This window comes from Agrobacterium sp. CCNWLW32 (genome assembly GCF_037083425.1).
Taxonomy (GTDB): Bacteria; Pseudomonadota; Alphaproteobacteria; order Rhizobiales; family Rhizobiaceae; genus Agrobacterium; species Agrobacterium radiobacter.
Genome location: NZ_JBAOJM010000016.1, coordinates 18,188 through 31,600 on the forward strand (window position 1 = coordinate 18,188; position 13,413 = coordinate 31,600).

Genomic DNA, 13,413 nt, shown 5'->3' on the forward strand with positions numbered 1-13,413 from the left:
ACAGCGTGGTCCGTAGCTTGTCCCGCGTGTGTTCCTCATCCATCGAGCCACGTTTTGGGATGAGGGCGTAAGACGGGGTACTTGATGTCAGGATGTTGCGGGTGAAAGCTGTATTCGGACGAATGCGGTTTTCGCGCAAGCTCGTTATGATTGGAGGCGGGATCCTGCTTTTGGCGGGTGCGACCGGTTCTGCTGCCGTATTCATCGGCAGCGATCGGCTGCTTGGTCCATCCTACGCTTCCACCAACGGGCTCTCCTGCGACGCGGTCCAGACAGTCAACATTCGCAAGAACGGTTCTTTATGGGTCCGTAAATTCATTCGTACCCAGGGCGGTGATGGCACAGAGCGGCTGAAGACCGCACTGCGCGTCGCCCAGGCGGTTTACGACAAGCAGAAACCCGATCTGGTTCAGGTCTCCGTGCTCGACAAGAACGGTCCGCAGCTGCGCTCGGAAATGCGCGGCCGCGCCATTGCCGCACAGGTGGTTTTCATTCCGGACCTCGCCAAAATCCCTGAGGGTGCGGAGGCGCGGCGTTATTCGGCTTTTTATTACGATGGCGTGGCAAACGGCGCCGGGCAATTTTACGGGCTGCGCATCGATTTGCCGCTGGAAGATACCGAAGCGCTGGCGGCAAGCCTCAGCGATTCAGCAGATTGTGCGACCCCGGCTCTGGATGCCGGCTCTGAAGGCCACGACGCAAAACCCGCAAAGAGCGCGACGGGCCACGGCGAAACCAAGGATGATGGCGCAGGCGGCCACGGCGGCGCGCCGGCGGAAACCAAGGAAGGCGGCGCCGGTGCGGAAGCCCATGGCGAAACCCCGTCTCCCGAAGCGCATGGCGAACCCACCGCCGATGAACTTCTGACCTCGACACCGGAAGCCGATGGCGGCAGCATCTTCAGCCTGTCCTACCTGAAATCGCTGATCTTCGGAAAAGGCTCGACGACCGCACAGGCGGCGGAAGAGAAGCCGGCGACCGAAAATGCGCCCGCGGAAGAACCGGGTGCGGAGAAAAAGGCCGCAAGCCACTAAGCGGGCGAGGGCGGTTCTCGGAGAAACCTTCCGGCGACCTTGCCCCGGTCGCGTCAGATATCGGGTCCGATCCGCAGACGGCCAGCCGGATTTGGAAATTTCTTGCGCTTGTTGACGATTGCCGGAGAGAAACTCTGCGACAGGGCGGCAAAGGCGGCAATTCGGGCGATCAGCTTTTCCCGCTCACCCTTTGTCACGGCTTCGTAGCTTTTGATCTCGTCAATGTAACCCGTCAGCCATTCTTCATATTTGCCTTCGCTCCACAGACGCTCAGTCGCAAACACCGCGTCTTCCAGCCGATCATAGGCAACAAGCGTCCGTCGCCAGCGATGCTCGTCGAAATCCAGCGCGCCATTTGCAAAAAGCGATCCGACCTCGAGGCCGTAGCTCATCAGTTTTGCCGAGCGTTCCGGCGGCATGGTGAGGTTTAGCCCGCCTTCCTCCTCATTGAGGAAAACGCGGGCGATGCGCTCCCTTTGGCCGGGCATGGTGGCAAGGGATTGGTCCTGCCAGTCTTTCGCCGAACTGAGGATGCTGCCCAGGAAGCCGCTCATTTTTTCCATCTTGTGAACGGGCACGCCTATCCCTTCGCCGGCCGCCTGCGGGATAGTGACGCGCTTCATGCTGCCGGCGATGGATTTCGGCAATTCATCAAGGCTGAGGGCGAAGGTCGGACGTGACGGAAGCAGGGCGTCGAAAAGATGAATGGGAAAGTTGCTGCTGATGCCGCCATCGGAGAACCAGATTTTCGCCTTCATGACAGGCCGTGCGTCGCCGCTGATACGTCGCACGATATCCAGTGTGCCGCGATCATTGGTATAGGCCGGAATGGCCTTGAACAGGACCGGGAAACTCAGGCTCATGCGTGTTGCGATGATGACGGGCAGCTGGGCGGGCTCCGGAAAAGCCTTGAGTTCAGGAAAGGGGCCGCCCGGTGTCGCGATCTGCTTCAGCCAGTCCATCACGCCAGCGGGAAACAACTGGCTCCATTCCTTCGGGTCGTAAGCCACCATGAGATTCGTGGTCGGAAGCGTGTGCGGCCGCCGCATCGACAGGTTCGTCGTGACCATCTTCAGGTTTATGACCGGCTTCTCCGGCTCCGCACCAATGAGATCGCCGAAGGTCAGCGGCGGCGCCGTTGCGGCGTCGCTGCCGAAAGCGATGTCCTGGATCGAGGCATGCAGCCATTCCGTCAGGCCCGGAACCTCCCGATCGGAAACCGTCAGTCCTGAACAGAAGCCGAAGCCGTCCTTCGGCAACCGGTGAAAAACCAGCCACAGCATCTGGCCAAGGATGCCGGCCAGCATGCCCACCAGCCCGCCGAGAATGGACCCGGCGCAACCGCCACCCAGAGCCCACAAGATGCCGGCGCCGATGACAATGCCTGCTATGGCTGCCAGCGGAAAAGCCATGGGCAAGCCCAAAACCTTGCCCGGCCAGCCACCGGCCTGCGCCCACAGCAGATAACGCATCAGGGGGCGAAAACGGCGCTCCGGCTGGAAAAGCCTGTCCAGAATAGTGGGTATCGTGTCGCAATGGGCCTGCAGGCGGGTGAACCCGTCAGGATCTTTCCTGACTGTGCGGGAATATTCCGCCGCAGCCGCGAAAGCGGCGGCAATCGCCCCGGCCGATGTGCCGCCAATCGAGCGGAAACGGTATCGGCGCGCCAGTTCCAGAACCGCATAGGGATAAACGACACCGGAGGTGATGCCGCCCTTCATCACCACGTCGCATTCCTTTTCAGGTGTTGCGAACATATCGGGCTGGTATCTGGGAAGCTCATTCTCGGGCATGCGTATCTCCCCCGGCGGCCCTTGATCGAAAGCCGTCAAACACAATGCGAATGATGCGGAATGGGTATCACAAGTTGAGGCGATGTCGCCAGTATATTCTACTAAAAGTTATATGAATTTATTCGATCCGCTCACAGATGGCCGGATAGTTACTTGCCGTGTCTATGTATGGAGAGGAAAACCGACAGGCAAACGGAGCGAAATCTCGCCACACACTCCGGCGTCATCCTCGGGCCTGTCCCGAGGATCTGCAACGGATTGACTTTATTGGACGTGATTAGGTCCTCGGCACAGGCCCGAGGATGACGCTGAAAAAATACGTCCCCTTCGCCACCAGCGAGACAATCGGGGAGCGGCAGGTGGCCGCGAGGCCGCCCCCGGGTTTCGTCCGATCAGTCCGCCTTGTTGCGGCGGGCCGGGAAGAGGATGACGTCGCGGATCGAGGGCGCGTTGGTCAGAAGCATGATCAGACGGTCGACGCCGATGCCGAGGCCGCCGGCGGGCGGCATGCCCTGGTCGATGGCGTCGAGGAATTCGTCGTCGAGCTGCTTGTCCTTTTCGCCGCGGGCATGGGCCTGCTCCAGCTGCTCCACCATGCGGCGGCGCTGTTCTTCCGGATCGTTGAGTTCGGAGAAGGCGTTGCCCACTTCCCAGGCGTTGCAATAGCTTTCGAAACGCTCGACGAGGCGCGGTTCGCCCGGTACTTCCTTGGCAAAGGGCGAAATGTCCTTCGGGAAATGCGTGACGTGGCTCGGCTGGATCAGCGTGCCTTCCACCTTCTCTTCGAAGATGAAGGCAAGGCATTCGCCCCAGGTCCAGTCCTTCTCGACGGCAAAACCGGCGGCCTTGGCAGCAGTGCGGGCTTCTTCATCGGTCTTGATGGCGAGGAAGTCGATACCGGTCGCTTCCTTTACCGCGCCAGGCATAGGCACGCGCTTGAACGGACCCTTGAAGGAAATCGTCTGGCCCTGGAATTCAACCTCGGTCGTGCCGTGCAGGGCAATCGCCAGCGTCTCGAACAGCCGCTCCACGAGACCCATGATGTCTTCGTAGTCGGCATAGGCCCAATAGCACTCCATCATGGTGAATTCAGGATTGTGCCTTGTGGAAACGCCTTCGTTGCGGAAGTTGCGGTTGATTTCGAAGACCTTGTCGGAGAGGCCCGATACCAGCGTGCGCTTCAGGAACAGTTCCGGCGCGATGCGCAGATACATGTCCATCTTCAGCGTGTTGTGGAAGGTCTTGAACGGATCGGCCGTCGCGCCGCCATAGACGGTCTGCAGCATCGGCGTTTCCACTTCGAGGAAGCCTTCGGCTTCCATGAAACGGCGGATGCCCGACAGGATCTTCGAGCGCTGCAGGAAGCGCAGCTTGGATTCTTCGTTGGCGAGAATATCGAGATGGCGCTTGCGGTACCGCAGCTCGATGTCCGAGACGCCATGCCACTTCTCCGGCATCGGCAGCAGCGACTTGGTCAGCATGGTGATTTCTTCGGCGTTGATCGTCAGCTCGCCGCGCTTGGTGCGACGCACCTTACCGGTCACGCCGATGATGTCGCCGATGTCGATCATCGGCAGAAGATTGCGCGCCGTTTCCGGCGTCGTATCCTTGTGGCTGAAGATCTGCACCTTGCCCGAGGCATCATGGATGTCCATGAACATGCCGGAATTGCGCGAGGAATAAACGCGGCCCGCCACCGTCACCGTGTCGCCGGTTTCGACGTCGGCTTCGATATCGGCATATTTTTCCGCCAGCTCCGCATTGGTCAGCGTGCGGTGGAAATGCGCCGGGTAAACGTCGCCGATCTGCTCGCGCAGCAGCGCAAGTTTCTGGCGGCGCACTTCTGTCGCGTCGGAGGAAAGGGCGGTGGTTTCGGTTGTCTTGTCGTTCATCGTATTCGCCTTTATGGGCACATTGTTCTGTTTGCTGCTGCGGTCGCCAAATGCGCCCACACTTTCCACATCCGTCATCCTCGGGCTTGACCCGAGGATCCATTCTCCAGGCGGTACGTCGTCCTGTCGGAGCTCATCGAAACCGGCGTGGATCCTCGGGTCAAACCCGAGGATGACGACCGTTGATGAGCGGGGCCGACAATCAAAAGCCTCGCCGCTTTGTCTTACGTTCCGCTGCCAACCATCGTGGCCACAACGGCAATCGCCGCCTTCAGCCGCTGGCGCACCACGGAGCGGCCGAGCAGCGCCATACTGTCAAACAGCGGCAGCGAACGCGAAGAACCGGACATGGCGACAAAAAGCGGCGGCGTCACGACGCGCAGCTTCTTGCCGGTGCGTTCGGCGACATCGCGCAGTTCGGCCTCGATCGCTTCTACATTCCAGTCCGGCATTTTTTCCAGATCAACGGCAACGGTGGTGAGGATTTCGTGGATTTCCTCCGGCTTGCTCTTCAGGCCCGCAAAGGAGGCCGGCGTCAGGCCGGCATCGCTTGCCAACAGGAAGCCTGCAAGGTTGGGCAATTCGCCGAGCTTGGAAATGCGGCTCTGCGCAAGCTTCAGGCCTTCGGTCAGGCGTGCATTCTCCATCGCCCATTCCAGCGTGCGGGAGATGAACTCTTCCGGCGAAAGCTTTTCGCGCAGCCAGCGGCCGTTCAGCCAGTCCAGCTTCTGGATATCGAAGATGGCGCCGGCCTTGGAAAGCGCTTCCGGGTCGAACTTCGCCGCCAGCTCTTCCATGGTCAGCAGCTCTTCGCCTTCGGCGATCTGGATGAAGAACAGGCCGAGGAAGTTCATCAGCGCTTCCGGCAGGTAACCGAGAGCGGAGTAATAGGAGATCGAGGTCGGGTTCTTGCGCTTTGAAAGCTTGGACTTGTCGGCGTTGCGCATCAGCGAAAGATGCATGAACACCGGCTGCTCCCAGCCGAAATAACGATAAAGCAGAATGTGCTTGGGCACGGAAGCCAACCACTCCTCGCCGCGCGCCACATGGGTGATCTTCATCAGATGGTCGTCGATGACGTTCGCCATATGATAGGTCGGCATGCCGTCGGCCTTGACCAGTACCTGCATGTCAACCGAGTCCCACGGAATCGAGACATCGCCGTAAACGCCGTCATGGAAATCGCACGAACCTTCGGTCGGGATCTTCATGCGCACGACGTTGGCTTCGCCGGCGGCGACGCGGGCGGTCACTTCCTCGGCCTTCAGGTGGAGGCAAAGGCCGTCATATTTCGGCGGCTTGCCGGCCGCGCGCTGCGCCTCGCGCATCTGCTCAAGCCGCTCGGGCGTGCAGAAACAGCGGAAGGCATGGCCCTTTTTGAGCAGCTCTTCGGCATGGGGCCAGTACATGGCTTTGCGCTCGGACTGGCGATAGGGACCATAGGGGCCGCCGACATCCGGCCCTTCCGACCAGGTGAGGCCGGTCCAGCGCAGCGCCTCGAGCACCTTCTGCTCATATTCCAGCGTTGAGCGGGTGGCGTCGGTATCCTCGATGCGCAGGATGAACTCGCCACCGTGTTTCTTGGCGAAGAGATAGTTGAACAGCGCGATATAGGCGGTGCCGACATGGGGCTCGCCGGTGGGGGAAGGTGCAATACGGACGCGAACGCCGGAAGTGGTCATGAAATTCACTCGTCGTGACGTGGCAGTGACATGGGGGCGAAGTCGCCCTTATATCACGGAGTTTTCGTTTGAATGCGGCAGGAAATCATGCGGAAAGGCGCGTGTCACGCGCGCTTTTGCACATTCCCGTTCGGCATCGGCTTAGGCCATATTATGCCGCAGGCGTCAAGGAAATAAGGATATTTACCGTCTTGCCTCAACGCATTGCTGCGATGCAAGGATGCCGCGCTTTTCCTCGAAAAGTTTCAGGAAACCGGCCAGACGTAAAGCAGCATCGGAATGCTGGCGATGACGATCATGATCGACAGCGGCAGGCCGAGGCGCGGGTAGTCGCTGAAGCGGTAACCGCCGGGGCCCATCACCAGCGTGTTGCACTGGTGGCCGATGGGGGTGAGAAAATCGCAGCCCGCGCCGATCGCCACCGCCATCAGGAAGGCTTCCGGCCTGAAGCCGAGTGTAGTGGCGAAACCGGCGGCGATGGGGGCCATGACCAGCACGGTTGCGGCATTGTTGAGAAAGGGCGTGACCGCCATGGCGGTGAGCAGGATCATGCCGAGCGCCGCAAAGGGCGGCAATCCCTGTGCGGCATGGCCGAGCCAGGCGGCGATCAGTTCGCTCGCCCCGCTGGTGCGCAGACTGTCGCTGACGGGAATGAGGGCGGCGAGCATGACGAGGATCGGCCCGTCGATGGATTTATAGACCTCTGTGAGCGGGATCGCGCCGACGAGGATCATCAGGAAGGCGGCGGCGAAGAATGCGACCGAGACCGGCACCAGTCCGCTGCCGGCGGCGATCATGGCGGCGGCGAGCACGATGACGGGTAGCAGCGCGCGGCGCTGCACTCCAAGCAGGATTTCCCGCTGCGCCAGTGGCAAGAGCGAAAATTCCTGCAGGACCTGCGGCAGGTTCTTGCGGCTGCCCTGCAAGAGAATGACGTCCCCCGCCTGCAAAGTCAGCTCGGAGAGCCGCTGGCTGACGCGCTGGCCGCGGCGGTTGACGGCGATCAGATTGACGCCGCGCGTATAGGAGAGCGAAAGCTCGCGCGCCGAAATGCCGCTCAGCACCGATTCATTGCTGATGACCGCTTCCATGGAAATGAGATCGACGGTCTTCTGGCCGTTCTCCATCAGCGGCTTGCCTGACAGCAGCAGCTTTGCTTGCGAGACGATGCGGTCAAGCCCTTCGGGGCTGCCTTCGAGAAGCACGGTGTCCCCGGCCTTGAGCTTCACATCGGGGAAGGGGGAGATGCGTCTCGGCCCGCGCAGGATGGTGCTGGCGATGACGTCGCCATCGGCCTGTTTGAGCAATTCGCGCAGCGGCTTGTCCGCATAGGTGCTGTCGGCGGGCAGCGTCGCTTCGGCGGTATAGGCCGACTGGTCGAGAATATCCTCCACCGATGCCTGCTGGCGGTTGCGCACCGGCAGAAGGCGATAACCGAAAGTCAGGAAGATGATGCCGATGACTGTCAGTCCCGCGCCGACGGGGGTGAAGTCGAACATCGAAAAGCTCTGCCCGGTCATCTCCTCGCGCAGCCGCGAGACGACGATGTTGGGCGAGGTGCCGATCTGCGTCATCAGCCCGCCCAGAAGTGCGGCAAAGGCCATGGGCATCAGATAATAGGAAACGGGGCTGCCGGATTTGCGGGCAAACTGGAAAGCGACCGGCATCATGATGGCGAGCGCGCCGATATTCTTGATGAAGGCCGACATGACGGCGACGACGATCATCAGGAAGGCAAGCTGCAGGCTCTTGGAGTGCATTTCGGGAAAATATTTCTTGATCGTCATATCGACGATGCCGGAGCGCGCCACGGCCGAACTGACGATCAGCGCGCTGCCGACGATGATGACGATGTCATCCGAAAAACCGGAGAAAGCCTTCTCGAAAGGCACAACCCCCACCGCCACCGCCACCAGCAATGCGCTGCAGGCGACGACATCGTAACGTAACCTGTCCCAGATGAACGCGACCATCATGCCGGCGATCACGGTGAAGGCGAGGATCTGGTCGGTTGTCATGCTGCCTGTTTGCTTTCGAAGGAGAAAAACGCGCCGTCGCCGGGCGTAAGGCGAGGATGCATTGAAACGCAAGCCGCGGCTTTGAGGTTCCGGACGGAAATAAAGAGTCCGATTGGTGGAAGCCTGCTTCGCGCATAAGGCTTTGGATGGCCGCCTATCGGCCTAAAGCTTTCGTCATCCTCGGCCTTGAGCCGAGGATGACGTGGAGTATGAGGAGCGGTCCTTCCTCAATCCGAGACCCGTCTGCAAACGGGCCTCGGAAAATCAGGGAAACGTCACGGCAACATCAATGCACGTCGCCGGCGGCCTCCGCCTTCTTTCGACGCCGCGCGTTGCGGGCCAGCATGTTGAGCAGTTCCACCAGCGCCGAAAACGCCATGGCGGCATAAACGTAGCCCTTGGGAACGTGGAAGCCCATGCCTTCGGCAATCAGCGTCGTGCCGATCATCATCAGGAAGGCGAGGGCCAGCATGACGATGGTGGGGTTGCGCTCGATGAAGTTGGCAAGCGGCGTTGCGGCCAAAAGCATGACGGTGACGGCGACGATGACAGCGACGATCATGATCGGCAGATGCGGCGTCATGCCAACGGCGGTGATGATGCTGTCCACCGAGAAGACGAGGTCGAGCAGCAGGATCTGGCCGATGGCGGCGCCGAAATTCATGCCTACAGGGCCGCCGACCATGTCTTCCTTGTGGTCTTCCGGGTCGACATTGTGGTGGATTTCCTTGGTGGCCTTCCACATCAGGAAAAGACCGCCGGCGATGAGGATCATGTCCTTCCATGAGAAGGCGTGGCCGAAGAGCTCGAAGACCGGCGTGGTGAGCTGCACGATCCACGCGACGGTGCCGAGCAGGCCAAGCCGCATGACGAGCGCAAGACCGATGCCGATCTTGCGGGCTTTTTCGCGCTGTTCAGGCGGCAGCTTGTTGGTGAGGATCGAGATGAAGATCAGGTTGTCGATACCAAGCACGACCTCCATGACGATCAGGGTGACGAGCGCCACCCAGGCGGCGGGGTCGGACAGAAGAGGGAGAACGGACTCCATCAGGGAATTTTTCCTTTCAGCAACAAGGTCACCCGAAACATTCGGTGGGTGGAATTTATAGCGCAATACGCGAGAAACAAGGAGACCGCCCCTGTGATGGGCAAGATTTCATCGAAATTTCGCGCAAACCGCGCATCGGGCACTGTCCCGTTGCCGGTCCGGTCGCCCGTTGCTGAATGATTTCAGGCCTTGTCGGTTCCGTAAGCCGCCATAAACACATTGACGGCGCTGCCGATTATCCGGTCCAGTTCCTCTTCGGGAACTGGACCTTCGAGTTCCCCGAACAGGCGCAGTTTGAAGAAGGTGCCGGTGGAAAGCTCGATATATTGCCGGGCGGCCAACTCGGGGTCATCCACCTTCAGATGGCCGATCTTGACCTGATGTTCGATGAAATCCAGGAGCACCGTGCGCACATTGTTCGGCGCAGAGAGGAAAAAACGCTGCGCCAGCTTCGGCATACGATCGATGACACCGATCACCGAGCGCATGGCGGGGATCATGTCGGAACAGATCATCTTGTTGGCAAAAGCCTTGCCGAACTGTTCCAGCCCCTCGCGTACCTCCTCGGTGCCCTCAAGAATATGGCGCATGGAGGTAGCGAATTCGTTGCGGTGATGGTCGACGAGCGCAACGAACAAATCTTCCTTGTTGGAGAAGTAGACATAGATCGTGCCCTTGGAAACGCCCGCTTCCCGGGTGATGTCGTTCATGCTGGCCGCATCGAAGCCCTTGCGCTTGAACACGCGCCAGGCGCCGGCCAGAATCTGGTCGCGTTTGGCCGGGTCTTCGCCCGCCGCAAAACGCCCAGCGGTATTGCCCGGACAGCCCGTTTCCGTCTCCATATCCCTGTCTTCACCTGCCATCACTGCCGCCTCTTAGCATCGTAATGACGTAAAAAAAATTAACCGAACGTCGAACCAATCGGTTCGATGACACTTGATATGTGTCAGGAAAGAGATTATGTCAATCGAACCGAACGGTTCAGTTCGAAAAACTTTCTTCAATTTATCACGGTACATTCTCATGTCGGCCCAGAAGAATAGCGCGGTTCGCGCCGTCAACGATGCGGAAGAGGCGGATATCTCTGCCAAGGCCGAGACCTCTCCCGCAAAGCCGGCCGAGGCCGCGCCGCAGCAGCCGTCCCAGACCGTTGCAGCGCCGAAGGCCAAGAAGCGTTCGCCGCTTCTGCCGGTCTTCGCCCTTGCCATTCTCGCCGGCGCCGGCTGGTATGGTTACAACTGGTGGGTCGATGGCCGTTTCATGGTGTCGACGGATGACGCCTATATCGAAGGTGATATCGCCGTCATAGCGCCGAAGGTTTCGGGTTACGTCGCCAAGGTGAACGTGGTCGAGAACCAGGAAGTCAAGGCGGGTGACCCGCTGGTGACGCTTGATGATGGCGATTATCGCATCGCTCTGGAACAGGCCGAAGCCCAGATCCGCACCGAGGAACTGTCGCTGAAGCGTATCGACGCGCAGATCATCGGCGGCGAAGCCGCGCAGGAACAGGCCGTTGCCCAGAAGGGTGCGCTGGATGCCGCCCTTCGCGGCGCGGAAATCACCCAGAAGCGCGCCAGCGAGCTGCAGGCGAAGGATGTCGGCACGGTTGCCGCTTCCGACAGCGCCCAGGTAGCGCTCGATCAGGCCAGGGCGAATGTCGTGGCGGGCGAGGCGGCGATTGCGTCGGCCAAGGCCAATGTCGAGCTTCTGCGCGCCCAGCGCGAGGAAGCTGAAAGCACCATCCGCTCGCTGCAGCTTTCCAAGGACAAGGCTGCCCGCGATCTGGCCTTCACGGTTCTGAAGGCGCCTTATGACGGCGTCATCGGCAATCTCGGTGTGCAGAACGGTGATCTGGTGTCGGTCGGCAAGCGTCTGGCTTCGTTGGTGCCGATGAACGAGCTTTATATCGACGCCAATTTTAAGGAAACGCAGCTTGCCCGCGTCGTGCCCGGTTCGAAGGTGCGCGTGCATGTCGACGCCTTTGACGACGCGACGATCGAAGGCACAGTGCAGTCGATCTCGCCCGGTTCGGGCTCGGTCTTCTCCATGCTGCCGCCGGAAAATGCGACGGGTAATTTCACCAAGGTCATCCAGCGTGTGCCTGTTCGTATCGTCTTCTCCAAGGAAGACCTTGAAAAGCACAATCTTCGCGCCGGCCTCAGCGTCGTTGTTGATGTCGATACCCGCACGGCGCCGGAAACCACCAGAACGGCGCAAGTCAACCCGGACGCCAAGTAAGGCGCGTCTTTGACGCACCGTTGAGGGCAAGATCATGGCGGCTACGGTTGTCGGAACGGGCGGGGCGTCCATCCCCGCCGATCCCCCGATGGACAGGCGCAGGCTCATCGCGTTCTTCGCGATGGTCTTCGGCATGTTCATGTCCATTCTCGACATTCAGATCGTCTCCGCCTCGCTGGCGGAGATCCAGGCCGGCCTCGGCGCCGGCTCGGACGAGATCGCCTGGGTGCAGACTTCCTATCTGATCGCCGAAGTGATCATGATCCCGCTTTCGGGCACGCTGGCGCGCATTCTCTCCACGCGTGTGCTCTTCGCCACCTGTGCTGCGGGCTTCACGATTTCGAGCGCTCTGTGCGCCACCGCCACCAATATCGACCAGATGATCGTCTATCGCGCGATCCAGGGCTTTATCGGCGGCGGCATGATCCCGTCCGTCTTCGCGGCCGCCTTCACGATCTTCCCGCCGTCCAAGCGTTCGGTCGTCTCGCCGATCATCGGTCTGGTCGCGACGCTTGCACCCACCATTGGCCCGACGGTCGGCGGTTATCTCTCCAATGCCTTTTCCTGGCACTGGCTGTTCCTCGTCAACATCATTCCCGGCATCATCGTCACCATCCTCACCTGGAGCCTCATTGATTTCGACAAGCCGGAGCACTCGCTCTGGAAGAAGTTCGACTGGTGGGGGCTGATCTCCATGGCGGTCTTCCTCGGCTCGCTGGAATATGTGCTGGAAGAGGGCAACAACAAGGACTGGTTCAACGACGAGCATATCGTCCTTGGATCGGTGGCCATGGTCATCGGCGCGGTGGTCTTCTTCTGGCGTGCCTTCAAGGTGGAATTCCCCGTGGTTGACATCCGCGCCTTTGCGGATCGCAACTTCTCCATCGGCTCGCTTTTCTCCTTCGTCATGGGCATCGGGCTTTACGGCCTGACCTATCTCTACCCGCTCTATCTTGGCCGGGTGAGGGGTTACGATGCGCTGATGATCGGCGAGACCATGTTCGTGTCGGGTCTTGCGATGTTCTTCACCGCGCCGATTGCCGGCAAGGTTTCGACCAAGCTCGATCCGCGAGCGATGATGGCGATCGGCTTCATCAGCTTCGGCTGCGGCACCTGGATCATGACGCATGTGACGACCGACTGGGACTTTTACGAGCTGCTGATCCCGCAGATCCTGCGCGGTTTCGGCCTGATGATGTGCATGGTGCCGATCAACAACATCGCGCTCGGCACCTTGCCGCCGGCCCGTATCCGCAACGCGTCGGGCCTGTTCAACCTAACCCGTAACCTCGGCGGCGCTGTCGGTCTTGCCGTTATCAACACCATGCTGTCGCAGCGCACCGACGACCATTATGTGCGGCTGGCCGAACATATCAGCTATTCCAACCCGCAGGCGCTGGAATGGCTGAACAATGTCGGCGCCAACTATGATTCCTACGGTCTTGATGGCGCCTCCGTCGCCGTCAAGAAAATGGTCGGCATGGTTTCGCAGCAGGCCTGGATCTTGGCCTTTGCCGATGTGTTCTTCGCACTGACGATTTTGTTCTCCAGCCTGATCTTCATGACCGTGCTGATCCAGAAACCCAAGGCAGCGCCGCCGCCAGACGCGGCGCACTGATAACAATCCCCTCCCATCCACCGCAGAGCTGGGGCCGTCGGAAATGACGGCCCCTTTTTTATCTCCTGCCGAAAATCCCGATTCCGCCTG

The 13,413-nt window shown here is 60.3% G+C and carries 9 protein-coding genes; 3 read left to right on the forward strand and 6 right to left on the reverse strand.

Annotation, left to right across the window (positions count from 1 at the left end; genetic code table 11):
• Positions 1-122 precede the first annotated feature (122 nt).
• Entirely contained in the window at positions 123-1,034 is a 912-nt protein-coding gene (locus V6R85_RS23130; protein ID WP_162691908.1) for a hypothetical protein, read from the forward strand.
• Positions 1,035-1,087: 53 nt separating this feature from the next.
• Here V6R85_RS23130 and V6R85_RS23135 read toward each other — a convergent pair whose 3' ends face one another.
• The 6 genes from V6R85_RS23135 to V6R85_RS23160 form a co-directional block, all read right to left on the reverse strand.
• The gene (locus V6R85_RS23135) at positions 1,088-2,791 is read right to left on the reverse strand and encodes a patatin-like phospholipase family protein (RefSeq protein ID WP_411955849.1); all 1,704 of its coding nucleotides are present in this window, start codon (positions 2,789-2,791) and stop codon (positions 1,088-1,090) included.
• A 428-nt stretch (positions 2,792-3,219) separates the two neighbouring features.
• Entirely contained in the window at positions 3,220-4,719 is a 1,500-nt protein-coding gene (gene lysS / locus V6R85_RS23140) for a lysine--tRNA ligase (protein ID WP_336377223.1), read from the reverse strand.
• A gap of 224 nt (positions 4,720-4,943) precedes the next feature.
• On the reverse strand, positions 4,944-6,401 hold the full coding sequence (gene gltX, locus V6R85_RS23145; RefSeq protein ID WP_111834949.1) for a glutamate--tRNA ligase: 1,458 nt from the start codon (positions 6,399-6,401) through the stop codon (positions 4,944-4,946).
• A 245-nt stretch (positions 6,402-6,646) separates the two neighbouring features.
• Positions 6,647-8,419, reverse strand: coding sequence for an SLC13 family permease (locus tag V6R85_RS23150; RefSeq protein WP_020812091.1), 1,773 nt, complete (start codon positions 8,417-8,419; stop codon positions 6,647-6,649).
• A 286-nt stretch (positions 8,420-8,705) separates the two neighbouring features.
• A complete protein-coding gene (locus tag V6R85_RS23155) occupies positions 8,706-9,467 on the reverse strand; it encodes a TerC family protein (RefSeq protein ID WP_020812092.1) in 762 nt (253 codons plus the stop codon).
• 182 nt (positions 9,468-9,649) lie between these two features.
• Positions 9,650-10,330, reverse strand: a complete 681-nt coding sequence (locus V6R85_RS23160; RefSeq protein ID WP_111834945.1) for a TetR/AcrR family transcriptional regulator — start codon at positions 10,328-10,330, stop codon at positions 9,650-9,652.
• A gap of 160 nt (positions 10,331-10,490) precedes the next feature.
• Here V6R85_RS23160 and V6R85_RS23165 point away from each other — a divergent pair, with 160 nt between their 5' ends.
• Together V6R85_RS23165 and V6R85_RS23170 are read left to right on the forward strand one after the other, a co-directional pair.
• On the forward strand, positions 10,491-11,705 hold the full coding sequence (locus V6R85_RS23165; RefSeq protein ID WP_336377224.1) for an HlyD family secretion protein: 1,215 nt from the start codon (positions 10,491-10,493) through the stop codon (positions 11,703-11,705).
• A gap of 34 nt (positions 11,706-11,739) precedes the next feature.
• Positions 11,740-13,323: a DHA2 family efflux MFS transporter permease subunit gene (locus V6R85_RS23170; RefSeq protein WP_003505432.1), complete on the forward strand. Its 1,584-nt coding sequence runs from the start codon at positions 11,740-11,742 to the stop codon at positions 13,321-13,323.
• Positions 13,324-13,413: the final 90 nt, after the last annotated feature.

What these genes read in the sequence shown, in the direction of transcription:
- V6R85_RS23130 (WP_162691908.1), top strand. Translation starts at nt 123, where the DNA reads ATGCGGTTTTCGCGCAAGCTCGTTATGATTGGAGGCGGGATCCTGCTT.
- V6R85_RS23135 (WP_411955849.1), bottom strand. Translation starts at nt 2,791, where the DNA reads ATGTTCGCAACACCTGAAAAGGAATGCGACGTGGTGATGAAGGGCGGC.
- lysS (WP_336377223.1), bottom strand. Translation starts at nt 4,719, where the DNA reads ATGAACGACAAGACAACCGAAACCACCGCCCTTTCCTCCGACGCGACA.
- gltX (WP_111834949.1), bottom strand. Translation starts at nt 6,401, where the DNA reads ATGACCACTTCCGGCGTTCGCGTCCGTATTGCACCTTCCCCCACCGGC.
- V6R85_RS23150 (WP_020812091.1), bottom strand. Translation starts at nt 8,419, where the DNA reads ATGACAACCGACCAGATCCTCGCCTTCACCGTGATCGCCGGCATGATG.
- V6R85_RS23155 (WP_020812092.1), bottom strand. Translation starts at nt 9,467, where the DNA reads ATGGAGTCCGTTCTCCCTCTTCTGTCCGACCCCGCCGCCTGGGTGGCG.
- V6R85_RS23160 (WP_111834945.1), bottom strand. Translation starts at nt 10,330, where the DNA reads ATGGCAGGTGAAGACAGGGATATGGAGACGGAAACGGGCTGTCCGGGC.
- V6R85_RS23165 (WP_336377224.1), top strand. Translation starts at nt 10,491, where the DNA reads ATGTCGGCCCAGAAGAATAGCGCGGTTCGCGCCGTCAACGATGCGGAA.
- V6R85_RS23170 (WP_003505432.1), top strand. Translation starts at nt 11,740, where the DNA reads ATGGCGGCTACGGTTGTCGGAACGGGCGGGGCGTCCATCCCCGCCGAT.